The organism is Synoicihabitans lomoniglobus (assembly GCF_029023725.1).
Lineage (GTDB): Bacteria > Verrucomicrobiota > Verrucomicrobiia > Opitutales > Opitutaceae > Actomonas > Actomonas lomonigloba.
Genome location: NZ_CP119075.1, coordinates 5,552,627 through 5,575,976 on the forward strand (window position 1 = coordinate 5,552,627; position 23,350 = coordinate 5,575,976).

Consider the following 23,350-nt stretch of genomic DNA (forward strand, 5'->3'; position numbering starts at 1 on the left):
ATGATTCAGCCTGCTAAACCCGAACTCGTCACCGTCTTCATCGACGGCAAAGAGATCGCTGTGCCCAAGGGCACAAACGTCATTGAGGCCGCGCGCATGGTCGGCACCGACGTGCCGCACTACTGCTACCACCCGAAGCTCACCGTCGCCGGCAATTGCCGCATGTGTTTGATCGAGCTCGGTATGCCCATGGCCGATCGTGCCACCCGCGAGCCGATCATGGACCCGGAGACGGGCAAGCAGAAGATCAACTGGATCCCGCGTCCGCAGATCGGCTGCGGCACGACCGTCGTTCCCGGCATGCACGTCAAAACGCAGTCGCAGATGGTCAAGGACTGCCGCGAGGGCGTGATGGAGTTTCTCCTCATCAATCACCCGCTGGATTGCCCGATTTGCGACCAGGCCGGTGAGTGCAAACTCCAGGAGCAGGCCACCGGCTACGGCCGCGGTTACTCGCGCTTCATCGAGCAGAAAAACGTGAAACCCAAGCGCACGCAGCTCGGCCCGCGCGTCATGCTCGACGACGAGCGCTGTGTGCTCTGTTCGCGCTGCATCCGTTTCAATCAGGAGATCGTGAAAGAGGACGTGCTCGGCTTCGTCGATCGCGGCAGTTACTCGACGCTCACCTGCTACCCCGGCAAGGAACTCACGAACAACTACTCGCTCAACACCGTCGACATCTGTCCGGTGGGCGCGCTCACCTCGACCGACTTCCGGTTCAAGATGCGCGTGTGGTTCCTCAAGCAAACCAACAGTATCGACACCGAATCCTCCGTCGGCGCCAACACCGTGGTGTGGTCGCGCGAGGGCGTGATCTACCGCATCACCCCGCGTCAGAATGACGAGGTCAACGACACCTGGATGGCCGACTCCGGCCGCGTGCTCTACAAGCAGGTGCAGGCTGACGACCGCCTCAAAACCGCCACGATCGGCGGCAAGCTCGCCTCCATCGAGTTCGCCCTCACGGAAGCCGCCAACCTCGTTAAAACGGGAGGTGTGACCGTGGTCGGTTCTGGCCGCAGTTCGGTCGAAGAACAATTTCTCACCAAGAAACTCGCCACCACCCTCGGCGCGGAAACCACCATCGTTGCCCGCACCGGCGAGGATGACGGCATCCTGATCTCGGCCGATCGCAACCCCAACACGCGAGGCGCACTCGTGACGGGGCTGATTTCCGATGTGCCGACCACCGATCTTTCGGCTCTCGGGGCCGCCATCGACGCGGGCAGCGTGACGACGATCGTCAGTGTCGGCGAAGACCTGCTCGCCGCCGGCCTGACCGCCGACCAACTCAGCAAAGTCGCGGTGATTTATCTCGGGGCGCACGGCAACCCAACCAGCGCAATGGCTCAGGTCGTGATGCCGACCCTGACGGTCTTCGAGAAGAACGGCACGTTCATCAACCAACAGTTCCGCCTGCAGAAGTTTGCCGCCGCCGTTCCCGGCCTGGCGGGCTCATTTGATGACCTCTACGTCCTGGACCAATTCATCGTCGCCGTCGGCGGTGAGTCGATCGGAGTCGACGTCAAATCGGTCTGGCCGACGCTGGCCGCCGAAATCCCGGCCCTCGCGACCGCGACTTACGCCAATCTCCCCGCCACCGGCCTGCTGTTGGACAGCACGCCGTGGGCTTCCCTCAACTTCCCGGAAGGTAAGTCCCTGCACTTCGAACCCGCCGTTGAAACGACGACCGCATGAACTGGACCTCATTTGATTCCGTCCCGGTAGGAGCCTGTTCGCCGGCGATTTCCGCTCTGATCGCGAGCAAGCTCGCTCCTACTTTTTGAGGCAACGCCATGATTGATCTCTATCTCAATCTTCCCGTGTGGGTGCAATCGGCTCTGAAGGGCCTGATCGCCATCGGGGTGCTGATTCCCATTGCGGGCGCCTGCTCCATGGCCGAGCGCAAGATCTCGGCGTGGATTCAAGGCCGTCCCGGTCCCAATCGCGCCATCGTGCCGTGGGTCGCGTGGATTCCCTTTTTTGGCAGATTCCTCCAGCGCCTCGGGGTGTTTCACCTGATGGCGGACGGCGCAAAATTTGTCTTCAAGGAAGACGTCGTCCCCGGGCACGTTAACAAGTTCTACTATTACATCGCGCCGCTCGTGGCGTTGGTGCCGGCGCTCTGCACGGTGGTGGTGGTGCCGTTCGGCGCCTACTTCGATGCCGCGACCGAAACGCTCAAGCCGCTTATTTTGGCCGACGTGGATATCGGGCTGATCGCGGTTTTCGCCATCGGTTCGCTCGGCGTTTACGCGCTGATCCTCGCGGGCTGGGCGTCCAATTCGAAATATCCGTTTCTCGGCGGCGTGCGCGCCTCGGCGCAGCTCATCTCCTATGAGCTCTCGATGACGCTTTCGGTCATCCCGGTTTTCCTCTGGGTCAATGCACCCGGTGGCAACGGCACGATGAGTCTCTTCGACGTGGTGCAGGCCCAGTCGGGTCCATTCCTTTCGTGGAGCGGCGTCTGGTTTGTATTCTACATGCCACTGTGCGCTTTTGTCTTCCTCATTGCGCTCTTCGCCGAGACCAACCGTCAGCCGTTTGACATGCCGGAATCCGAGGCCGACCTCGTTGGTGGTTTCCACACCGAATACGGCGAGTTCAAGTGGTCTATTTTCTTTGTCGCGGAGTATGCCCACATGACCATCGGTTCGGGCGTGTTCGTGCTGCTGTTTCTCGGCGGCTGGAATCCGTTGCCGTGGGTGCCGCTCGAACCGCTCATCAGCGGCCTGCCCATGTGGTTGGGTGGTCTGATCGCGGCCGGAGTGTTCCTCGGCAAGACCTTCTTCTTCATCTTCCTCTTCATGTGGGTCCGCTGGACGCTGCCGCGTTTCCGCTATGACCAAGTCATGAAACTCGGCTGGCAGAAACTGCTGCCGCTCGCGATCGGCAACGTCATCTTCTACGCCCTCGCGATCGCCGTCATCGAACTCTCCTAGCCCGGATTTTTTTAACCACGGATGAACACAGATAAACACGGATATTTGATGCCAGGAAAAGGAGTGCCGGAAGGCGCCCGGTTCCGGGTTAATCTGGGTCCATCTGTGGTGACTCTCTGAATACCTTCCCATGTCTTTCAAAACCGTAGAACGCAAACCGCTCAGCTTCGCCGAGCGCACCTACGTCCCCCAGATTCTGAGCGGGCTGAAGACCACGTTTAAACACATGGTCAAACCCAAGGAGACGCTCGAATATCCCGAGGCGCGTCCGCCCATCCCCAACGGCTACCGCGGCGTGCCCACGCTGGTGAAGGATCCCAACGGTCGCGAAAAGTGCGTGTCCTGCCAGCTGTGCGAATTCGTCTGCCCGCCCAAGGCCATTCGCATCAAGCCGGGCGAGATCGCGGCGACGTCCGACGAAGCCCACGTGGAGAAGGCGCCCGAGGCCTTCGACATCGACATGCTCCGCTGCATCTACTGCGGCCTGTGCCAGGAAGTTTGCCCGGAAGAGGCGATCTGGTTGCAGAACGTATTCTCCATGTCGGGTTACACCCGCGAGGAGATGGTCAACGACAAGGAACGTCTCTATGCACTCGGCGGCACGCTGCCCGACGATCACTTCAAATGGGACAAGAAAAAAGCCGCCGAGAAGGCGGGCAACGCCGCTCACTAAGTTTAAGAATACCTGCCGGCCATGGCTGACATCCTGTTTCACATTTTTTCCATCCTGATCATCGGGAGCGCCTTCGCGGTGGTGTATAATCACAACGCCGTAAACTCGGCGCTGGCGTTCCTCATGTGCCTCGTCGGCGTATCGGGCATGTTCGTCCTGCTGGACTCGTTCCTCTTGGCCGCCCTGATGATTCTGGTCTACGCGGGCGCGGTCGTCGCGCTGTTCCTCTTCATCATCATGTTGCTCGATATGCAGGGGGGGGAGCGGAAGAAGTTTTCCAAGGCCACGGCCGGAGCCGGTCTCGTCGGCGCAGGATTACTCGTCGTCTGCGTGATGTCGCTCATGCGCGGGCTCGGCACGTTGCACCAGCCGGACGCGGCGTCCGTCATTCCCGTGGGCGCGACGTTGAAAAACTACGCGGATCAATTGTTCACCACGTATCTGCTGCCCGTGCAGGTCGTCGGTTTCCTGCTGTTGATCGCCATGCTTGGCGTGATCGTGCTCAGCAAAAAATTTGAAGGTCTGGAGGACGTGAAATGATGACGATCGGACTCAATCAATACCTCATCGTCGCGGCGGTGGTGTTTGCCATCGGCTTCGTCGGCGTGCTCATCCGCAAGAACACGCTGGTGATCTACATGTGCCTTGAGCTGATGCTCGTGGCCTCGACCATCGCGCTGGTCGCCTTCTCCCGTTTCAACGGCACGATGGACGGCAACGTCTTCGTGTTCTTCATCCTCACCGTTGCCGCCGCCGAAGTCGCGGTCGGCCTGGCCATCATCGTGGCCCTCTTCCGCCGGCGTCAAACCGTGCAGGTCGAGCAACTCAACGCGCTCAAGAATTGATTTCTCTCGTGTCCGATTCCGCCGTCATCCCACTTGAGTTGATCCAGAGTCGCATTGTCGTGCTCCGGGGCCAACGGGTGTTGCTGGACGCGGACATGGCGAAGCTGTTTGAGGTGCCGACGAAACGATTGAATGAGCAGGTTAAACGGAATGCGGCTAAATTTCCCGAGGACTTCGTGTTCCGGCTCAGTAAGGAAGAGTTGGAACACGTGAATGCCATGCGGTCACAAACTGTGACCGATGCAGGGAACCGGTCGCAATTTGCGACCGGTTCAGTTAAACACCGCGATCCCAAGCTGTTACCTTACGCCTTCACGGAACACGGAGCCATTCAAGCCGCCAATGTGCTTCGTAGCGAAACCGCCGTGCAGATGAGCGTGCAAGTCGTGCGCGCGTTCATCGGGCTTCGCCAACTCGTGGTCAACCACAAGGCCATCGCCAAAAAACTTTCCGAACTCGATGCCCGCATCGGAGAGCACGACGAGCAGCTTGCTGCCATCGTCGATGCTCTGCACCAACTCGCTGAACCGGTCTTACCGGAGAAACGCCGTCGCATCGGCTTCAAAACTTCCTGATTTCGCCCGAATTTTTCCAGATGGAGTCCACACAACTCGCTCTTCTCACTCTGCTGACCCCGCTCGTTTCGGCGACGGTCATCGCGTTGTTCCTGCGTCGCGCCGGTGCGCTCGCGTCCTACCTGTCCACGGCGGCGGCGGGCGTGATTGCGGTCACGGGCGTCATGCTCGCGTATGGCGGCCATCGCTTCGAGGTCTCGCACGAATGGTTCGCCTTTGGTGACTTCAGTCTGTCTCTCGGCATCAAGTTCGACGACCTCGCCGCCCTCATGCTCGCGATGGTCGGTGTCGTCGGTTTCTGTATCCACGTTTTCTCGCTCGGCTACATGCACGACGACCAGGCCAAGGCCCGGTTCTTTGGCGGTCTGTCGATCTTCATGTTCTCCATGCTGGGCATCGTGCTCGCGGACAACTTGTTCATGATGTTCGTATTTTGGGAGCTCGTGGGCTTCAGCTCCTACCTGCTCATCAACCACTACTGCCACAAGCAGTCCGCAGCTGATGCCTCGAAGAAGGCGTTCATCGTCAACCGCATTGGCGACTTCGGATTCCTGATCGGCATCCTGATGTGCTACTACGCTTTCGGCACGGTCAACCTGAGCGAGATCGCGACGGAAGTCGCCGGTGGCGCCATGTTGTCCGCCGCGATTCCGTTGCTTCTGTTCTGCGGTGCGCTCGGCAAATCGGCCCAGATGCCGCTGCACGTATGGTTGCCCGACGCGATGGAAGGCCCGACGCCCGTTTCCGCTTTGATCCACGCGGCCACCATGGTCGCTGCCGGTATCTACATGCTATGCCGCATCGAAGTCCTCATGGTTGCCGATGCCCTCAACGTCATCATGTGGATCGGCACGATCACCGCGCTTTACGCGGCGCTGTGTGCGATCGTGCAGAGCGACATCAAGAAGGTGCTGGCCTATTCCACGCTGTCACAACTCGGCTACATGGTCGCGGCGTTTGGCCTAGGTTCGCTGGTGGTCGAACACGACGGACATGAAATGATGATCGCGGCCGGTGTCGGCGCGGCGATGTTCCATCTCATCACGCACGCCTGTTTCAAGGCGCTGCTGTTCCTCGGTTCCGGTTCGGTCATCCACGGCTGCCATCACGAGCAGAATATTTTCAAGATGGGCGGTCTGGCGAAGAAGATGAAGATCACCTTCGTGACCATGACGATCGGGGTGCTGGCCATCGTCGGCATGCCGTTCTTTTCCGGGTTCTATTCCAAGGATGCGATTCTCCATCTCGCGCAGGCGAAGAGTCCGAACGTGTTTGGGGTTTTGGTTTTCACGGCCGTGCTGACGTCGTTCTACATGGTGCGCATGTGGTGGATCACCTTCTTTGGTGAAGCCCGCAGCGAGGAATCCAAGACGGCGCACGAAAGTGGGCTCGCGATGACGGTGCCGCTGATCGTGTTGGCGGTCCTCGCGATTGTTGCTGGTCAAACTCACGGCCCGCTCAGTCCTTATGGTCATCACTTTGACGGCGTGTGGTCGCAAATTCCGCACGCGGAAGGCATCAGCGTTTACGTGATGAGCCTGGCGATCCTCGGCATCGGCGCAGGGTTGGCGTTCGCGCTCTACAAGCCGTCGGCGTCCGACGGACTCGCGACCAAGTCACCGGCACTTTTCACTGGTCTGACTGCCGTGAAGGAATCCTTCGACGTGGCTTACAATTACTACGTGACCAAGATCCAGGATCGGTTCGCGATGCTGTTGAACTTCCTCGAGCAGATTCTACTCGCCGGTCTCATCGTTCGTGGTCTGGCGGGCTTCGTGGGCCTCTTCGGCATCGGCGCGCGCGCGCTGCATGTGGGTAGTCTGCACGCTTACGTTTATTGGTTCTTACTCGGAGTGATCATGCTCTGGGGCTTCGCGGGAGGTCTTTTCTGATGCAAAGTTTCGATATTCTACTTTTTGCGATCGTTTCACCGCTGGCTTTGGCGCTGGCGATGGCGTTGGGCCTGCCGCAAACGCTGGCCAAGAAACTTGCTTACGTGGCGTTTGCGATTCCCGCCCTGGCGGGATTGTGCGCGTGGTATCGCTTCGGCGGCGCTCCCACGGAAGGCACCTATGCGTTTCTCACCACCTACGACACAGGCTTGGGCGCTTTGGGCATCAACCTGACCCTTGGTCTGAATGGCATCTCGCTGCCCTTGTTCGTGATGGCGGGCATCGTCGGTCTGGCGGCCGGACTCTACGCGCTGCAATCCGCGGCGGAACGGTTGAACACCTACCTCATGCTCCTGCTCATCATGCAGGGCGGCTTGATGGGGGTGTTCGCCAGCGTGGACGTGTTCTACTTCTACTTCTTTCACGAACTCGCGCTCATCCCTACCTTCATCATGGTCGGCATCTGGGGCGGACGTGACCGCAACTACGCGGCGATGAAGCTCACGATCTACCTGACGATCGGCGCGATGCTTTCGCTGATCGGTTTGATTGCGATTTACTATAAATCGGGCGCGGAGACGTTCGACATGATCGCACTGCGTGACGCCGTGGCCGCGCAGGGGCTTTCGACCGTCGCTCAGCAAAACATCTTCGGGCTGTTGATGTTTGGCTTCGGTATTCTGGTTTCACTCTGGCCGCTGCACACGTGGGCGCCGCTCGGTTACGGGGCGGCACCGAGCTCGGTGGCGATGCTCCATGCGGGCGTGCTCAAGAAGTTTGGTCTCTACGGTCTGATCCAAGTCGCGCTGCCGTTGTTGCCGCAGGGGGCCAGCCATTGGGCGCTGATCCTCGCGACATTGGGTGTGGTCGGCAACGTGCTCATCGTGGGCATCATCGCGATCGCCCAACGCGACCTGAAGCAACTCGTCGGTTACAGCTCGGTCATGCACATGGGTTACGCGTTTCTCGGCGTGGCTTGTTTGTCGGTCGTCGGCGCCGGTGGCGTGGTCTTCATGATGGTTGCCCACGGTTTTTCCGCCGCGCTGCTCTTCCTGCTTTCGACCAGCATTTATCACCGCACCCAGACCTTCGACCTCGATGAGATGGGTGGGTTGGTGAAACACGCTCCGGTGCTCTCCGCGTTTTTCGTGGCGGCGACCTTGGCCAGCATCGGTCTGCCGGGCTTCGCCAACTTCTGGGGCGAGCTCACCATCTTCGTCGCGGCCTGGGCCAAGTTCAAATGGCTCACCGTGATCGCCATCGGTGGCGTCATCATCTCGGCCATCTACGGTCTGCGCGCTGCGGCCAAAGTATTCTTCGGCCCCTCCACCGAAGCCTTTGACAAAGTGCTCGCGGAAAAGCCCGCCACCGATCTCACGTGGGCGGAAAAGGTCCCCGCACTCCTGTTGTTGATCGCGTTGCTCGTGTTCGGTTTCTGGCCGAAGGCGATGTCCACCGCCATCAACGATTCGATTTCTGAAATCTATCCCGCGGCTCAAGCGATCGTCCCGATGGACGTTGCCAGCAACTGATCACCGCCCAGCTTTTTCGTCCCGCGATGTCTACTGAACTTCTGCAACAAGCCGCCGCTTCCAACCAATGGTCCGCCATTGCGCCCGAACTCATGGTGGGCTGTCTCGCGTTGCTGCTCCTCATCCTCGAAATCACATTGCCCAAGCGGCTCTACAACGTGATCCCGTCCATCTCGATCGCCGGCTTGCTCGGCATCGTGGGCGCATTCGTGATCAACTACGGCACGGCTCCCATCGGCGCGGTGACGTTTAACGGCCTGATCAAGCACACCGGTCTCGGCCAGTTCATGCGGCTGTTTTTCCTGCTGGCCGCTGTGGGTGTGAGTATTCTCGGCGCGGTCGCGTTGCGCCGCCAGAAGATGCCCAAGGTCGAGTTTTTTGCGATCACCCTGGTGGTGGCGGGCGCGATGATGCTGCTTTCGCAAGTGAACCATTTTGTGATGCTCTTCGTCGCCCTCGAAACGGTCACGGTCGGCTTCTACATTCTGGTCAGTTACACGCGCACGAACCCGCTCTCGCTCGAGGCCGGTTTGAAATACCTGATCATGGGCGCGTTGAGCTCGGGCATTTTGCTTTTCGGTATTGTGCTGCTTTATGGCGTGGCGGGTAACCCGGCCTTTGTCGGTCACACCGCCGACTCAATGAACTTCGACGCGCTGCGCGCCTTCCTCTACGCCAATCCCAACAATCTGCTGGCCTCGATCGGCATCGTGTTGGTGATCTCGGGCGTCGCGTTCAAGATCGGCGCGGTGCCGTTCCAGATCTGGATCCCGGACGTTTACCAAGGTGCGCCGACGCCGGTGACCGCGTTTCTCGCCGTCGGCTCGAAGGCGGCGGGTTTCGCGCTGCTGCTCATCCTCGTTTCCGTGTTTGGTGGTTACGAAGGGTTGGTCGTCAAGGTCCTCTCCGTGATGGCCATGGTCACGATCATCTTTGGCAACATCGCCGCGCTGACCCAGCACAACGTCAAACGTCTCATCGGTCTCTCCGGTGTATCACACGCGGGTTACCTGATGATCGGCGTGATCGCAGCCACCCAAGTGTCGTTCGCCGTCGGCGCGATCTGCTTCTATCTCTTTGCCTACATGTTGGGCTCGTTCGCGGTGTTTGGCGTCATGACCCACGTGTCGGGTGACGACGATGCCGACCAGGATCTCGATCATTACTCCGATCTCGCCAAGACGCATCCGTTCCTCGGGGCAGTGCTGGGTGTGGGACTGGGCTCGTTGGCAGGCATCCCGCCGCTGGCTGGTTTCATGGGCAAATTGCTCGTGTTCATGGCCGCGTTCGAAGCGGGTCTGTATCCCCTGCTCGGAGTCGCCATCATCGGCGTGATGTTGTCGATCTACTACTACTTTGGCTGGATCAAGGCCGCCTTCTTCCCGCAATGGCGTCCGCCCGTGTTTGAAGGCGACGACCCGATACCCGAGCCGCCGCGTCAACCGGTGAGCATGGCGGCCGGAGTGTTGCTCGCCACGGTCGCGTTGGCTTCTGTTTTCCTCGGTTTCTACCAAGGCCCGATCGGCGCCTGGCTGGGACTCAACTAACCGTTTCGTCGGGCGGTTCCCCACGTGAGAGACGTTCCCGCGGCAACCGATTCACCGACCACATCGGGGTCCCGCACGCGGGACTTTGTGCAACGCCATCCCGCCCGACTGTGCTTCGGTCTGGTCCTGCTCCTGTCACTGGCTTGGGCGGGTTACACCGGCCACGTCTGGGAGGACTACTTCATCACTTACCGGGCCTCGAAGAATCTCGCCGAGGGCAACGGGCTGGTTTTTCAGATAGGGGAGCGTTTGCACACGTTCACGTCTCCGTTGGGCGTGCTGCTGCCGGCCCTGAGCCACTGGCTGGCGGGACGCGGCTCGGACATGGCGACGTTGTGGATTTTTCGAGTCATGGGCGCACTCGCTTTCGCGGGGGCTGCCACGCTGGTGATGTTCACGGTCCGCCACGCGGGAGGTAAATTGCTGGCGTCGGGCACGGGCGCGATGGTGGCCGCCGCCGTGGCGATTGAGTCCAAGTGCCTCGACTACACGACCAACGGCATGGAAACGCCGTTTCTGTTGTTTGGTTTTGCCTGGACGCTGTGGACATTGGTCGTCCGGCCCTCGCGGGAAACGCTGCATTTGGGGGCCTCATGGGGACTGTTGATGTGGAGCAGGCCGGATGCATGCATCTACATCGCGGCGGTGGCGCTGGCGGCTGTCATGTGGCGACCGGGCATCCCGGGAGAAGCCCGCTGGACCCCCCGATTTCGGCAGATGCTCCTGGCCGGTCTTGTGACCACGGTGATCTATGCTCCCTGGTTGTTGTGGGCCCAATGGTATTACGGGACGCCGATTCCTCACACCATGGTGGCGAAGAGTCTGTATAACGAGACGGACTTGTGGCGCTCGTTGACGAAGTTCGTGACGAACCTCTGGGAGCATCCGGAGCTTTTGTCCGCCACCTTCTTGCCACCCTATGCGCCCTACGTGGAATGGCCGGCTTGGACGCGTCTCTTCGCGTTTTCGCTGGCGGTGATCGGTATGTCGCTGTGGCTGTGGCCGCGGGTGCCGTGGTTGGCTCGTGTGGCGTCCTTCACCGGCTGCGTGGGACAGTTCTACATCGTGGGGTTGGTGGGTTTTGCAGTGCCATGGTATCTGCCGGCGTTCACGTTTTTTGAGATTATCGCGCTCGGTTTCGTCGCGGGTTGGTTGGTGACCGTGCTGCGCCGTCCGGTCTTTGCCATGACGATCAAATTTGCCGTGGTGGGGGCTCTTGCGTTTTTGGTCATCAATTCCGCCATGGCCGCGCGCCAACTCAAGTGGCAGCAGCAGTTGGTGGAGTGGGGCAACCGGCGAGTGATCGGCGAATGGTTGCGGGAGCATGCCTCGTCACCGGCGGACACCGTCTACCTCGAACCGTTGGGTTACATCGGTTACTTTTCGGGTCTGAAGATGCTCGATTTTCCAGGCCTCAGCTCACCGGAAGTGGTGGCGGCGCAGCGGGCGCTGCTTCATCGGGGCGATCCCTTTTGGTGGCCGGAAGTCATCCGGGTGCTCGAACCGGATTGGTTGGTTCTGCGGGATGCTGAACGGAACGAAATTCAGCGGCGCGACGCTGAACTGCTCCCGCGTGACTATACCTTGGCCCGGACCTTCAATGTGCGTGATCAGGTGCCTCCGATTCCCGGGCACTATTACCTGTTGGCCGACGCCTATTTTGAGGTTTACCGGCGGGTGACGCCGAAGACGGCCCGCGATGAGAATCCGCTCCTCGTGCGGCGGCTTGAGCTGTCCGATTGGTCGGAGGTGGCAGGTTGGGGAGAGGCGCCTTACCAAAGTGGCCGCAATGTGGTGATCCATGCGCCCGGTCACATGCACACGACCGCTGGACTCCCGGGACGGGCCGCTGAGTTTCACGGAGGATTTGGTCTCTTCGACGGCTCGTTTTCCGATCCGCAGCGGGCGACGGACGGGGCCACGTTTCGGGTCCTCGGCGTGAAGATCGATGGATCACTCACGACTCTCTTTGCGCGGACCCTCGATCCCGTGAATCGCGAGTCGGATCGGGGCGAGCAGATGTTTCACGTGCGGGTGGCGCAAGACATCGTCGAACTGCGACTGGAGGTCGATGCGGGGCCGCACGGTATCAACTCGTTCGACTGGACGTATTGGTCGGATTTGCGGTGGGTCAATCTGCTGTGGCCGGACGGCTACCGGGGCACATGGCAGCCGGTCGCCGGTCCGGGGATCACGACCTATGGCGACGAAGTGAACGCCCCTTAGGCGGCGGCCGAAGGCGCTGGAGTTACTCGACTTCGTAGACCTCGACGATGGCGATGCCGGTGGTGTCGTTCACGCCGCTGACGGTGGCGGTGTAGCCCCCGGGGGCGAGAGTGACGAGCACGGCGGCGTCTGCGTTTGAACTCAATGAGAAGGCGCCGACGGTTTGGGAGACTGCGGCTATGTTAGCATCGTTGTTCCAATTGTCGTTGCTGGCTACGATTTCATCGGAACCGAGCGGACGGATTATGATCTGCGGATCAGCCAATACTCCCGTAAGATTGAATCGAGAATCGGCCAGGGTCGCGCCAACGCCACGAATAAGCAGAGTTTTGGAACCAGTGCCTCCAATGACGAAACCCGCCACGAGCACGTTTGAGCCGGTGCCGACTTGATTACGCGCGGAGACGTTGACGAGGCGTGCGGTGCCTACGGCTGGATCTTCCAAGTCATACGCCTCGACGATTACAAGGCCGTTGTTTCCCTGCGTGTTCACAATCGCGGGGTGTGGAGGTCCGACGGACAAGTTAGTCACCAGCGCTGCGTCGGCCGAGCCATCAACAAGCGCGAACGCACCGACGCTATTAAACGTGTTGATGAGGCTGGCATCCCAGTTGTCGTTGGAGGCCGTGATCGCACCTTCCGTGAACACTTGCAGTGCGGGATTGGGCGCAACTCCGGTGAGGTTGAACCTAGCGTCTGTTAGGGTCGGACCGACAACCCGCATGAGGAGTGGTTTGGTGCCGGTGCCGCCGACCACCATGCCAACATTGAGAGTATCGTTGCCCGAGGCCGCGTTGGCGCGCACGGAGAGATTCACGATGCGGCTGTCGCCGGTGGGGTCACCGCCCCCTTCTTGGGCAAAGGCCGTAAATGCCGGCCCCCAGTCCATGCCGTAGTTCCCAAAGAACATGCCGCGTGCCTGCAGGATTTTGATCCCCGGCGCGGAGGGAGTGTAGTCGAAATTGGATCCGGTGATGTGCGCGCTGGTGGAGGTCGCGGTGACCGCCATGAGACCCGTCATTCGAATATCGTCGACGAGCCAACCCGAGGAAGTGTCGGTCTGGGAAAAGAAGCTGCCCCCTTCGTGGCGGTAGGAGAATCGCACCTGCACCGCCTGACCGGCGTATGCCGCGAGGCTGATTGATTGATTTTGGTAGGATGACTCCGTCGGCGAGGAGTTACTTCCGTTGCCGGCTTTCTCGTAGACTGCGGTCCATTGTTGGCCGTCGTTGGTGGAAACCTCGGCGCGGGCAACTTGCGTCGCGGTGGCAAACCCCAGCCGGGAATTGAACGCCAGCGTGCCGGCACCGTTGGGAGGGACCAGGTAAGTGCCGGGAAGCTGGAACGACTGTGTGGAAGGTTCGGGGTGGGCGAGATAGAAGGCGCCGTTGCCGGTCGCGGCGACTCCCGTGACCCAGAGGGAGTAACTGTCACTGGTGCCGTCGATTTCCGGGTGCGAATTTATTTCTTCGGCCCCATAGCCGATGCTTCCGTTCGAATCGGTTCCCAGCTCGCGCCATTGTAAACCGCTGGCGAAGGAGGGGAGATTGACGGCGTAAGGGGTGGCCTGACCGGTGGAGGGAGTGCTGGAGCCGCTAATCGTTGGGGTGGACGAGTCATCGCCTGCGACGTCGGGGTCGAATACGTTGACCGTGTAGGAAAAGTTCTGCGCGCTGCCGTTGACGCTGACGTTGTTAATCGAAACCACGTAGGAGGTGTCGGCAGTGGGTCGGTCGTGAGATGTGAGCAGGTCGCCGGAGAGCCCGTCGTAGCGCCAAATCAGGGTGGGTTCCGGAGCGCCGCCTCCGCCGGTGGCAGCATCGATCGTCGTGCTGATGGGACTGCCGTCACGTGTCATGGAGACGGTGGCGGCGGAGAAGTCCGCATTGTTGAGACTAAACGACCAACGCGGCCAGACGAGTTGGTAGGGCACGTTGCCCTTCGGCGGCCAGGCGACGAAGTTGTCTCGGGTGGTGGGACGAGCGTCGAAGGTTCGACTGTCTTGCACCCATAGCGCATTCGCCGGAGCGAAACTTCCCTGGGTTTCCACGTCTCCCGTGCCCATTTCACGGGTCTGCGGATACAGTATCCAGCGACGGTGACCGACCTGGGTGTTTCCCGGTCCGTGGTCGCGCATGTAGCCGTCCATGGTTTCCGGACCAAACGTGCCAATACCGAGGTTGGAGGCCCCGGCGGCTTCCGCTCCCTCCGTGGTAAAATGCGTCCAGGACGAGGGGGGGTTGTGCGAAAGGGCGCTATTGGCACTCATCATGAGCGCCGCCTGCTGAGCTTTGGCGGAGTATTGCGCATTCATCGACACGTTGCCGGACAGACCGGCGAAGGCGCGGTAGAAATTTACGCGGTTGCGCACGGCTTCTTTGAACGCGGCCGTTGTCGTGCCCGGAGTGCCGCTGGCCGTATCACCGTCCCAGCCGGATGGCACGCCCTCGGAGACGCCGTAAATGGCGCGGTAAAACTGGCGGGACTCCTCGCGTGACCCGGTGTCCATGGTCCACGGTTCGCCGTCGGCTTGAACCTTGGGATTAATCTCCGACATCGCCCCGAGCCGATCGATGTCGGCAGGCGTGGGAGCGGTGGGCTGGGCGGCCAGCAGAGCGGGCAGGGCTAATACGAGAATCCGAAAGGGCAGGCGGGAAGACATAGAGCTTAGGTGCGTAATGGGAGCGGACTTGGGGCCGCGGGCGGGGAGTTTTGGTGAAGAAAACGTGCAGATGCTTTGCGACACAAGGGCGGGCTCGGTCATGGCGATCGATTTGTGGCGCGGGTGATGGGTTTTGCCTTTGCGCTCGGGGTTGAATTTTGCGGCCATCTCGGTTGATGCGCATCACCGGACTCGCCCTCGTTCCGCCCCCCACCGCTTCGGATCTGCCCCAAGTCACGCCGGAGCTTTTGGCGTCGGTTCTGGCCCGCTATTCCCGGAGTAACGACGGTATTCACGCCATCCTCGACAAGGTCGACATTGCCAACCCGGATGCGTCGATTGACCGCATCCTCAAGTTTGTCGATTACGGGCATGCGTCCATCGGCGGGCTGACCGGTGGTCTGGCCATCGCGCTCGACGACGTGTCGATGTGGTTGGCGTTAAAGATGTTCGAGATCGCGCAAATGGCCGACGGGCAGGAGTCGAGCACGCGTTACATCACGATGAACGCGGACAATCTGCCTGATCCGGCGGAGATTGGCATTCCGAAGGATCTGGTCCCGCGCTGGCGCGATATCATGGCCCGGTCGTTTGCGGCCTACGCGAGTGAATACGCTCGTCTGGACGCGCTGGGTGAGGCGGAGCCGGAGCGCATCCGACTCCCGGAGGGCGCGAAACCGGCCGTGGTGACGCGGTTGCGCAAGAACTTCGCCTTGGATCGCGCCCGTTACTTCATCCCCATGGCGACGCGCACGAATCTCGCGCTGGTGCAGACCTCGCGCATGTGGGCCACCACCGTGAAGCACCTCGATTCGCTGCCGCACCCCGAAGCTCGCGCGGCGGCGAAACTCATCCGTGAAGAACTCGTAAAACAGTCCCCGCGACTCATGCGCCACAGCTTCGCGGAAACGTCCTATCAAGCCCAGGCCGAACAGGAGCTGCAGGCGAGTCTGGCCATGGGACTGGAGCGATTGTCGACGACCCCGCTGGCCGACGAAACGTGGGTCCATGTTGATCGGGCAACCCCACCGTGGTTGCCGGACGCGCAACCGGTGTCCGAGGCCCTCAAGCATCGCGCCAATCGGTATGGTTATCAGGGCCTCGCCACCCGTCGCATGCGCGTGACGTTTGCGTGGAACAACATGGCGCTGGCCGAGCTGCGCGACCTCAACCGCCACCGCACTGGTCATAGGTGGACGCCCTGTATTCAGGCTGGTTTTTACCTGCCTCCCGAAATCGATCCGGCGGCCCACACGGCACTGTTGGAAGATCAGGCCGCGTTGACCCGCGAGCTCATGGAACGGGGATCGGCGGCCTACGTTTATTCGCTGTTATTGGGCGCACAGACGCCGTTTGAGCACGGCACGCACGCGGATAAATTCATCTACGAAGTGGAACTGCGAACCGGGATGGGCGCCCATTTTCGCTATGCCGAACACTGCAGCGCGGTCCTGCAACAGTTCCTCAAGCACGTGCCCGAAGCGCGGGAATGGGTGGTCGAAGGCATGGCCGAGCCGGAGTAGGTCGGCAAAATTGGCTTGCCGTAGGTCGTTGGCAATCAAGCCTTCGTGAACGCATGCGGCGCTTCGTGATATCATCGCTCGTGATTGCGGCGGCCTGGGGGTCGTTGCCTGGTGCCGCCATGGCCAAGCCCTTGGTGCAAACCATTGACACTCAGTCGAGTTCATCGCGTGCTCCGGCCGAGCTGGCCCAGATTTCCACCCGCGATCAGGCCCGTGTGTCCAGAGAGGTGCTGCAACCCGCCAGCACTCCCGCGGCGCTGACCCGCTCGAAGCCGTCGCTTTTCCAGGTGGTTGAGCGCGACGCCATCATCTCCCGATCGACCCGACCGTTGTCGGGACTGCGACAACTCGGAAAGGTGACGTCGCCGCGGTTGCTGAAAACCGCTCGCCCGAACCCGACCGCCCTGCGTTTTAAGAAGAAACGACCCTGATGAAGCCGTTTCGATTTCTTCAGTTCAACATGCAGTTCGGTCAGGTTTGGGATGCGGCCGATCCGGACAACGCGCCCATTGATCTCGAAGTAGCCATCGCGGAAATGAAACGGCATGACGCCGATATCATCACGTTGCAGGAGGTTGAGCGGGCTCAACCCGGTGGCGCGCAAATCGACCCTCCGCCCAATCTCGCCCGGATTCGAGCGGCCTTGCCGGACTACGACTGTTTTTTCAGCTACCCTCGACAGGACGAGCGGGAGCTGCCGTTCGGCATCGGTCTGGCGATATTGTCCCGCACCCCGCTCACGGAGACGGAGCGGCACGAGATACCTTCGCCGCCGGTGGAGTTTGAGTTCATGGGGGAAACCAAAACGCCCACCGATCGCCTGTTGATCGGAGCTCGCACCCAGATCGGCGGACGGGAAGTGACGATTTTGAACACCCATTTGCTGGCGTTTTTCATGCTGCGCAGCAGCAGCGGAACGCACGGCTCCCAGCGACAGCAAATCCAGGACCTGTTGGCGCGAGCCCAGGGACCGACGTTGCTGGCGGGGGATTTTAATGTGAGCGCGCACGCCGAACTCGTCGCGCAATACGGCAAGGTCGGTTTTCGCACCGTGCAGCAGACCGAGGTCACGTGGCTGCGACGTCCCTACGTGCTGGATCACATTTTTTATAACGAGGGATTGCACTGCGTGGGTCACCAAGTGGTCCCCTCCACCGCTTCGGATCATCTCCCGGTGGTCGCCGACCTCTCGTTCGTCGAGTGAGCGAATGCTGACATCGGTTGAGCCGATGTCACTGCCCTCGATTTTTCGCGCGCTTCACCCTGCAGGGGATTCATGTCGCCACTTTACCCTTGTGCGTCTAGGGAAGAAGCGTATCCCTAGTGAATCTAGGGAACATCATGAGCAAACTCGAATTACTCCAAGGCACCCTCGATCTGCTGGTCTTGCGCGTGCTCAACGCCGGCCCGATGCACGGGTTTGGCATCGCCCAGAAAATCCATCTGTTATCGGCTGACGCGTTGCGCATCGAAGAAGGGTCGCTTTACCCGGCCCTCTATCGCATGGAGCGCAAGGCGTGGATCGAAGCCGAATGGGGCGTCTCGGAAAACAATCGTCGCGCCAAATTCTACCGCCTGACCCCCACCGGTCGTAAACAACTCGCGACTGAGGAGGCCACGTGGGCGCGCCTCACGAGCGCCGTCAGCCAGGTGTTGGCCAAGGCGGACTAAACTGCCGGAGGCCCCTCGCCATGAACTTACTTGCCCGACTCATCCACGCCGCTCGCACCCTTTTCCAACGCCGCCAGGTGGACGCCGAAATGGCGGAGGAGATGCGGTATCATCGCGAGGCGCAGATCGAAGCCAACCTCGCGGCGGGTATGTCGCGCCGCGACGCAACACGCGCGGCGAATCTGCAGTTTGGACCGGCCGACGCCATCGCCGAAGCCGGCCGCGATGCGCGGGGCTTTTCCTGGCTGGCGCACCTGCGGCAGGATCTGCGTTACGGGTCGAAGATGCTGTTCAAGCACAAGGGCTTCACGTTCGTCGCGGTGATGACGCTCGGCCTCGGGCTGAGCGCCAACATCACCATCTTTTCGATGGTCGACATCTTCTTTTTCCAGCCCTTGGAGGGCGTAAAGGCGCCGTCGGAACTGGTTGTTTTAACGCGAGACGATCCCCGCAACGAATTTGCCTCCTCCGTGTCGTGGGCGGACTACGAGGACTATCGGGATGAAGTCCCGGGAGTGGCGGACGCCGTGGCGATTTTGATGCGTCCGGTGCACTTGGGTTGGGCGGGCAAGGTGCCGCATCGCACGTGGGTGGAGCTGGTCAGTCCCAACTATTTTTCGATGCTGGGCACGCAACCGCATCTGGGGCGGCTGTTTCTTCCGGGTGAGGGCGAGGCTATCGGAGCGGATCCGATTGTCGTAGTCTCCCATCGGTATTGGCAGGATCGGTTGGGCGGCGATCCCGGCGTGGTCGGGCGTGCGGTGCAAATCAACGGACAGGCCTGCGAAGTCGTGGGTGTGGCGGCGGCGAAGTTTGACGGTGCGCAGTGGGGCATCGCCCCGGCCGCCTGGTTGCCGGCCAAAATGGCACCGGCGCTGATTCACTGGGATGAGAATATGTTTACGGATCGCAACTGGAATGCCTGGCGGGTGGTGGGCCGGCGAGCGGCGGGCTACGACGTCGACCGTATCGGCGTGGAGCTGGCCGTGGTGGATCAGCGCATCGCGCCGCTGCATGCGAGCGGTTCCATGGATGATGTGGTCACGCGAGTGGTGCCGGAGCAACGCAGTCGTCCCGAACCCAGCGTGAGTGGATTCCTACCGTTGGCGGCGGCGGTGTTTTTGTCGCTGGTGTTGATGATTTTGCTGATCGCGTGCGCCAACGTGGCCAATCTGCTTTTCGCCCGGGCAGCGTCGCGGCAGCGGGAGATGGGCATCCGTGCGGCCGTAGGGGCGACCCGGGGTCGTCTCACGCGACAGTTGCTCACCGAGAGTCTGTTGTTGGCGACGCTGGCAGGAGTGGTCGGGTGGGGGCTCAGTTACGTGGCCGGTATCGCGATGGCGGGGCTTTCGCCGAGTGGTGACATGCCGATCGCGACGGAATCGGTTCAGGGCAGTTACTGGTCGATTGTCTTTGCGGTCGGCGTGTCGTTGCTGGCGGGTCTGGTGACGGGATTGTTGCCCGCGTTGCGGGCGACGCGCGTGGATCTGCAACAAGTGATGAAAGGAGGCGGCTCCGGCGGGCAGGGGCGTCGGCGGCACTGGTTGCGCAATGGCTTGGTGATGTCGCAGGTGGCGTTCTGTGCCGTGGTTCTCGTTGCGGGCGGCCTGTTCCTGCGCAGTCTCAAACAAGCGTCGCACCTGGAGCTCGGCTTCGATCCTCATCAGGTGGCACTGGCGTCCATCGACCTCGATTTGCAGGGCTATTCGCCCGTGCAGGGGAAGACCTTTTTGGATGATCTCACGCGCGGGGTCGGAGCGTTGCCGGGAGTCGACTCGGTGGCGTTGGGCAATGTGTTGCCGATGAGCAACAACCCCGGTTTGCGTGACGTGGCCGATGCCGCCGCGCCCAAGCTCGATGAAACCGGACGACGCGAGGGCGAGCTGCAGGCGGCCAGTAATCTCGTCGACGAACATTTCATGTCCACCATGCGCGTGTCGCTGTTGCGCGGTCGTGGTATCGAGCGTCAGGATACAGCGGAGTCACCGCCGGTCGTGGTGGTCAATGAAGCGTTGGCGGCGAAGCTGTGGCCGGGTCAGGATGCGATTGGTCAGCGACTCACCCAACGTTGGGGCGAGCCGATGGAAGTGGTGGGCGTGATGGCGACGGGCAAATATGTAATGATCAGCGAGGACCCGCGCCCGGCTTATCTGCAGCCGTTGGCCCAGGCCTACAATGCTCCGGTCACGCTCTTCATCCGCACCAAAGGCGAACCGGCGGCGGTGATCCCCGGGGTGCAGCGAGTGCTCCAGCAACTCGATCCGAGCCTGCCGGTTTACAACGTCCAGACCATGGACGAGCATTTGCGCACGACGGCATTTGGCTACATGCCGATGCGCATGGCGGCGTTCATGGCGGGGGCGCAGGGTCTGGTCGGGCTGCTGCTCGCGGTGATGGGCGTGTATGGTGTGGTGGCGTTTTCGGTGAGCCAGCGCACGCGGGAGATCGGCATTCGACTGGCTCTCGGGGCGGAACGCGGGGACGTATTTCGGTTGGTCATCCGGGGCGGCCTACGGCTGATCCTCATCGGATTGGTCGTGGGTCTGCTCGGGGCGGTGGGACTCTCGCACGTGTTGGCAGGACTGTTGGTGGGGCTCGATCCGCTCGATATCCCCGTGTTCGGCGGCGTCACGGTAGTGTTGACCGGGGTCTCCCTGTTGGCGTGCTACCTGCCGGCGCGTCGCGCGATGGCGATCGACCCGGCCGTGACGTTGAAGTGTGAGTGACGCGCGGCGAGGTTTGCCATGCCGGCCCTGCTCCGGTTGGGTGTGGAGATGAAGAGACTTCTGCTGGTGGCGCTGTTAACCTGCGGCGTGGGGATGGCGATGGCCACGCCCGCCCGGATTTTGTTGGTGCGCCATGCGGAGAAGATGGACGATGGCACCCGTGATCCGAGCCTCAGCGCCGAGGGTCGGGCGCGCGCCGAGGTCTTGGCGACATTGATGGGGGAACACCACGTGACGGATGTTTTCACCTCGCAGTATCAACGCACGATTCAAACCGCGGCCCCCGGGGTGGCGGCTCATGACTTGCGGGCGACCGTGGTGGAGGCGCAGAAACCGGCCGCCTTGCTGGAGCTCGTTCACGCGCTGCCCCCGTCTGCCGTCGCGTTGATTGTCGGACACAGCAACACGGTGCCGGATTTGGCGCACGAGCTGGGGGCCGAGGACGTTGCCCCGATGGGCGAGGACGAATACGATCGGATTGTGATTCTGCACCTCGACCCGGCCGAGGGGGAGGTGACGTCGCGCGTCGTTCGCTATCCGCCGTCGTCCTGATCAACCGCGGCGCACCGCTTCCTTCTCGTCCTCGCGTTCTTCTTCCAGGCGGGTGCGTTCGCTGCCGATTTGGGCGCGCAGCTGTTCGATCTCGTCGAGATTTTGCTCGGCCATGGCGGCGTCGAGTTTCTGTTTCAGAAAAATCTCCCGCTCGGCAATTTTGCCTTGGTAGACCGTGTCGATCTCGGCGAGGCGGGATTTCTTTTCGGCCGACAAGGGTTTGGCGGCATCTGGGTCGGAGGCGGCGAGGCGCTCCATGGCGAGTTCGTAGGCACTCTTCATAGGTGGAGTTTAATCAGCCCAAACGCATGCCGGTGACAAGCACGAGAACCAAAGCGATCGGCGGCCACCACCATGACCGCGGTCGCGACGGCCAGCCTTGCACGTAGCCGATGGTGATGATCGCGAGCATGGCCACCAATCCGAACTCACCCCATGCGGGATGGCGGAAACTGGCCGCGGTCGAGGCAATGGGCCACGCGACCGCGTGTCCCAGCAAAGCGTTGACGATGAGCAGCACGAGCGCCGCCGCGTGATTGCCCAGCAATGCCAGGGGAATCAATCCGAGCCCGCCACTGATCATGGCAATTAATCCGCCGAGAATCGCCAGCGATGCCATCGGCATGAGTGCGAGATTGGCGACGAACGCGATCGGCGTGAACCACCCGAATATGGCCACACCGCTGATCAGCCCCACCATCATCGCGGCCCAACCAAGCGCCCCAGCCATGATTAATCCTTCGAGCCGACGCCGCGCAAATTTCTGGCGACCGGTCAGCGTCGTTTCGGGCAGGTCCCGCCACGGTCGTATGCGCGATTGGAGATGCTCTCCCAGAGGCAACCCGTAGAGCAGCAACGCGAACACGATGCCGTAGCTCATTTGAAAACCGGCCGAGAAAAGTTGCAGCGGATCCAGCAACAGCACCAGTAGCATGGAACCGCCGATGGCCGCGACCGCATTGCCGGGAGCGCGCAACGCCACCGAGGCATGCACACACGTCACCATCAACCACGCGCGCACCGCCGAGGGTGTGCCTCCGACCAAATCGACATAGACGGCCAACAACAGCGTGCTGATCACAAACGTCTGCCCGGGCGGGAGGCGCATCAGCCGCAAGGCTCCGTGCAATGCCACGGCGATCACGCCAATGTGCAGCCCGCTGATGGCGAACAAGTGCATCGTTCCGCTGCGTAGGAAAACCGATTTGTCCTCCTCGTCCAACCCCGTGCGGTCGCCCAGCAGCATCGCCTGCAGGGCACCCACGAGGTCGGGATGCGCCTCCAGGTCCCGGGCCAGCTGTCGCATGGCCACGGTCTTGATGCGCTGTCGCCACACGGCGTAGCCGGACCCGCCGTTGACGACTTCGAGCAGCCGACCTCGCGTGAGGCGAAAGTTGATGCCGGCATCAATCAGATAGGCGTTGAATCCATCGCCACGGGCGGCGCGCGGCAACGGTGTAAGGTGTCCGCGGATACGAATGGTCGCGCCTCGCTCGACGGCCGTGGGGTCGTGATAACGCCATGCCTGCACGTAGAGTGATTGCCCGATGAGGTCGGAAAGATGCGGGTCGGCGGAGCGGATCATCCCGATCACGCTGAGGGGGCGCTCCAGCACGCGGGTGTTGAAAATGCGCTTAACTTCGACGATCAACTCCGCCTCGCGTTGCGGCAGGCGGTCCCAGTCGGGCAGCCGAGCCCGATGGGTTTCATGATGGATCATACCCAGCCCGGCGATCGCGACCGCGACCGCTACCAAACTGGATCGGCGTTGACGGGTGCGAAGCAGGAGACCTGCGACTGCCAGCAGGACGAGGCACCCCGCTGCCACTGCCGGAATCGGCACGGGGGAGGCGGTGGCATGAGCAATGGCGATGCCACCGGCGAAGGGCAGCGCCAGCCATAGTAGGGGGGCGCGGTGGCTGAGCGAAGTTCCAACCTGCATGCGAAGATGAAACGTTTCGGCAAAAGCCTTTCTTTCATTTTC

19 protein-coding genes are annotated in these 23,350 nt (G+C 61.4%); 16 read left to right on the plus strand and 3 right to left on the minus strand.

The genetic code is table 11. The features are described 5' to 3' along the window. From PXH66_RS21545 to PXH66_RS21590, 10 genes are all read left to right on the plus strand, one after another. Complete coding sequence (locus PXH66_RS21545) at positions 1-1,698, plus strand: NADH-quinone oxidoreductase subunit G (RefSeq protein WP_330928287.1); 1,698 nt, start codon at positions 1-3, stop codon at positions 1,696-1,698. A gap of 98 nt (positions 1,699-1,796) precedes the next feature. Continuing rightward, complete coding sequence (locus PXH66_RS21550; protein ID WP_330928289.1) at positions 1,797-2,942, plus strand: complex I subunit 1/NuoH family protein; 1,146 nt, start codon at positions 1,797-1,799, stop codon at positions 2,940-2,942. 130 nt (positions 2,943-3,072) lie between these two features. Beyond that, positions 3,073-3,615: a NuoI/complex I 23 kDa subunit family protein gene (locus tag PXH66_RS21555; protein ID WP_330928290.1), complete on the plus strand. Its 543-nt coding sequence runs from the start codon at positions 3,073-3,075 to the stop codon at positions 3,613-3,615. 21 nt (positions 3,616-3,636) lie between these two features. Further along, positions 3,637-4,155 carry an NADH-quinone oxidoreductase subunit J family protein gene (locus PXH66_RS21560; protein WP_330928291.1) on the plus strand — a complete coding sequence of 173 codons (519 nt, stop codon included), beginning with the start codon at positions 3,637-3,639 and terminating at the stop codon, positions 4,153-4,155. Beyond that, positions 4,155-4,460, plus strand: coding sequence for an NADH-quinone oxidoreductase subunit NuoK (gene nuoK, locus PXH66_RS21565; protein ID WP_345781715.1), 306 nt, complete (start codon positions 4,155-4,157; stop codon positions 4,458-4,460). The genes PXH66_RS21560 and nuoK overlap by 1 nt, the downstream gene beginning before the upstream one ends. 8 nt (positions 4,461-4,468) lie before the next feature. Then, a complete protein-coding gene (locus PXH66_RS21570; protein WP_330928293.1) occupies positions 4,469-5,035 on the plus strand; it encodes an ORF6N domain-containing protein in 567 nt (188 codons plus the stop codon). A 20-nt stretch (positions 5,036-5,055) separates the two neighbouring features. Further along, positions 5,056-6,927: an NADH-quinone oxidoreductase subunit L gene (gene nuoL / locus PXH66_RS21575; protein ID WP_330928294.1), complete on the plus strand. Its 1,872-nt coding sequence runs from the start codon at positions 5,056-5,058 to the stop codon at positions 6,925-6,927. Next, complete coding sequence (locus PXH66_RS21580) at positions 6,927-8,459, plus strand: complex I subunit 4 family protein (RefSeq protein ID WP_330928295.1); 1,533 nt, start codon at positions 6,927-6,929, stop codon at positions 8,457-8,459. Before nuoL ends, PXH66_RS21580 begins: the two co-directional genes overlap by 1 nt. Positions 8,460-8,485: 26 nt before the next feature. Further along, positions 8,486-10,006: an NADH-quinone oxidoreductase subunit N gene (locus PXH66_RS21585; protein ID WP_330928296.1), complete on the plus strand. Its 1,521-nt coding sequence runs from the start codon at positions 8,486-8,488 to the stop codon at positions 10,004-10,006. Positions 10,007-10,030: 24 nt separating this feature from the next. Further along, positions 10,031-12,232: a hypothetical protein gene (locus PXH66_RS21590; protein WP_330928297.1), complete on the plus strand. Its 2,202-nt coding sequence runs from the start codon at positions 10,031-10,033 to the stop codon at positions 12,230-12,232. A gap of 22 nt (positions 12,233-12,254) precedes the next feature. Here PXH66_RS21590 and PXH66_RS21595 read toward each other — a convergent pair whose 3' ends face one another. Beyond that, on the minus strand, positions 12,255-14,894 hold the full coding sequence (locus tag PXH66_RS21595) for a CAP domain-containing protein (protein ID WP_330928298.1): 2,640 nt from the start codon (positions 14,892-14,894) through the stop codon (positions 12,255-12,257). A 176-nt stretch (positions 14,895-15,070) separates the two neighbouring features. Between PXH66_RS21595 and PXH66_RS21600 the strand changes: the two genes are divergently transcribed. The 6 genes from PXH66_RS21600 (at position 15,071) to PXH66_RS21625 (ending at position 21,366) form a co-directional block, all read left to right on the plus strand. Continuing rightward, complete coding sequence (locus PXH66_RS21600; protein ID WP_330928299.1) at positions 15,071-16,417, plus strand: FAD-dependent thymidylate synthase; 1,347 nt, start codon at positions 15,071-15,073, stop codon at positions 16,415-16,417. Positions 16,418-16,482: 65 nt separating this feature from the next. Beyond that, positions 16,483-16,848, plus strand: a complete 366-nt coding sequence (locus tag PXH66_RS21605; protein ID WP_330928300.1) for a hypothetical protein — start codon at positions 16,483-16,485, stop codon at positions 16,846-16,848. Beyond that, on the plus strand, positions 16,848-17,621 hold the full coding sequence (locus PXH66_RS21610) for an endonuclease/exonuclease/phosphatase family protein (RefSeq protein WP_330928301.1): 774 nt from the start codon (positions 16,848-16,850) through the stop codon (positions 17,619-17,621). Before PXH66_RS21605 ends, PXH66_RS21610 begins: the two co-directional genes overlap by 1 nt. 137 nt (positions 17,622-17,758) lie before the next feature. Further along, positions 17,759-18,088 (plus strand): PadR family transcriptional regulator, encoded by a 330-nt coding sequence (locus tag PXH66_RS21615; protein WP_330928302.1) that lies wholly within the window; start codon positions 17,759-17,761, stop codon positions 18,086-18,088. Between the two features lie 20 nt (positions 18,089-18,108). Continuing rightward, complete coding sequence (locus PXH66_RS21620) at positions 18,109-20,814, plus strand: ABC transporter permease (protein ID WP_330928303.1); 2,706 nt, start codon at positions 18,109-18,111, stop codon at positions 20,812-20,814. Between the two features lie 18 nt (positions 20,815-20,832). Beyond that, on the plus strand, positions 20,833-21,366 hold the full coding sequence (locus tag PXH66_RS21625) for a SixA phosphatase family protein (protein WP_330928304.1): 534 nt from the start codon (positions 20,833-20,835) through the stop codon (positions 21,364-21,366). Here PXH66_RS21625 and PXH66_RS21630 read toward each other — a convergent pair whose 3' ends face one another. Next, complete coding sequence (locus tag PXH66_RS21630; protein WP_330928305.1) at positions 21,367-21,648, minus strand: hypothetical protein; 282 nt, start codon at positions 21,646-21,648, stop codon at positions 21,367-21,369. It abuts the gene before it with no gap. Positions 21,649-21,661: 13 nt separating this feature from the next. Beyond that, the gene (locus PXH66_RS21635; RefSeq protein WP_330928306.1) at positions 21,662-23,308 is read right to left on the minus strand and encodes a ComEC/Rec2 family competence protein; all 1,647 of its coding nucleotides are present in this window, start codon (positions 23,306-23,308) and stop codon (positions 21,662-21,664) included. Positions 23,309-23,350 lie beyond the last annotated feature (42 nt).

Bases quoted from the DNA above. Each gene is read 5' to 3' on its own strand.
- PXH66_RS21585 (WP_330928296.1), top strand. From the start codon at position 8,486: ATGTCTACTGAACTTCTGCAACAAGCCGCCGCTTCCAACCAATGGTCC.
- PXH66_RS21550 (WP_330928289.1), top strand. From the start codon at position 1,797: ATGATTGATCTCTATCTCAATCTTCCCGTGTGGGTGCAATCGGCTCTG.
- nuoK (WP_345781715.1), top strand. From the start codon at position 4,155: ATGACGATCGGACTCAATCAATACCTCATCGTCGCGGCGGTGGTGTTT.
- PXH66_RS21560 (WP_330928291.1), top strand. From the start codon at position 3,637: ATGGCTGACATCCTGTTTCACATTTTTTCCATCCTGATCATCGGGAGC.
- PXH66_RS21600 (WP_330928299.1), top strand. From the start codon at position 15,071: ATGCGCATCACCGGACTCGCCCTCGTTCCGCCCCCCACCGCTTCGGAT.
- nuoL (WP_330928294.1), top strand. From the start codon at position 5,056: ATGGAGTCCACACAACTCGCTCTTCTCACTCTGCTGACCCCGCTCGTT.
- PXH66_RS21635 (WP_330928306.1), bottom strand. From the start codon at position 23,308: ATGCAGGTTGGAACTTCGCTCAGCCACCGCGCCCCCCTACTATGGCTG.
- PXH66_RS21615 (WP_330928302.1), top strand. From the start codon at position 17,759: ATGAGCAAACTCGAATTACTCCAAGGCACCCTCGATCTGCTGGTCTTG.
- PXH66_RS21625 (WP_330928304.1), top strand. From the start codon at position 20,833: ATGCCGGCCCTGCTCCGGTTGGGTGTGGAGATGAAGAGACTTCTGCTG.
- PXH66_RS21595 (WP_330928298.1), bottom strand. From the start codon at position 14,894: ATGTCTTCCCGCCTGCCCTTTCGGATTCTCGTATTAGCCCTGCCCGCT.
- PXH66_RS21630 (WP_330928305.1), bottom strand. From the start codon at position 21,648: ATGAAGAGTGCCTACGAACTCGCCATGGAGCGCCTCGCCGCCTCCGAC.
- PXH66_RS21545 (WP_330928287.1), top strand. From the start codon at position 1: ATGATTCAGCCTGCTAAACCCGAACTCGTCACCGTCTTCATCGACGGC.
- PXH66_RS21580 (WP_330928295.1), top strand. From the start codon at position 6,927: ATGCAAAGTTTCGATATTCTACTTTTTGCGATCGTTTCACCGCTGGCT.
- PXH66_RS21620 (WP_330928303.1), top strand. From the start codon at position 18,109: ATGAACTTACTTGCCCGACTCATCCACGCCGCTCGCACCCTTTTCCAA.
- PXH66_RS21555 (WP_330928290.1), top strand. From the start codon at position 3,073: ATGTCTTTCAAAACCGTAGAACGCAAACCGCTCAGCTTCGCCGAGCGC.
- PXH66_RS21610 (WP_330928301.1), top strand. From the start codon at position 16,848: ATGAAGCCGTTTCGATTTCTTCAGTTCAACATGCAGTTCGGTCAGGTT.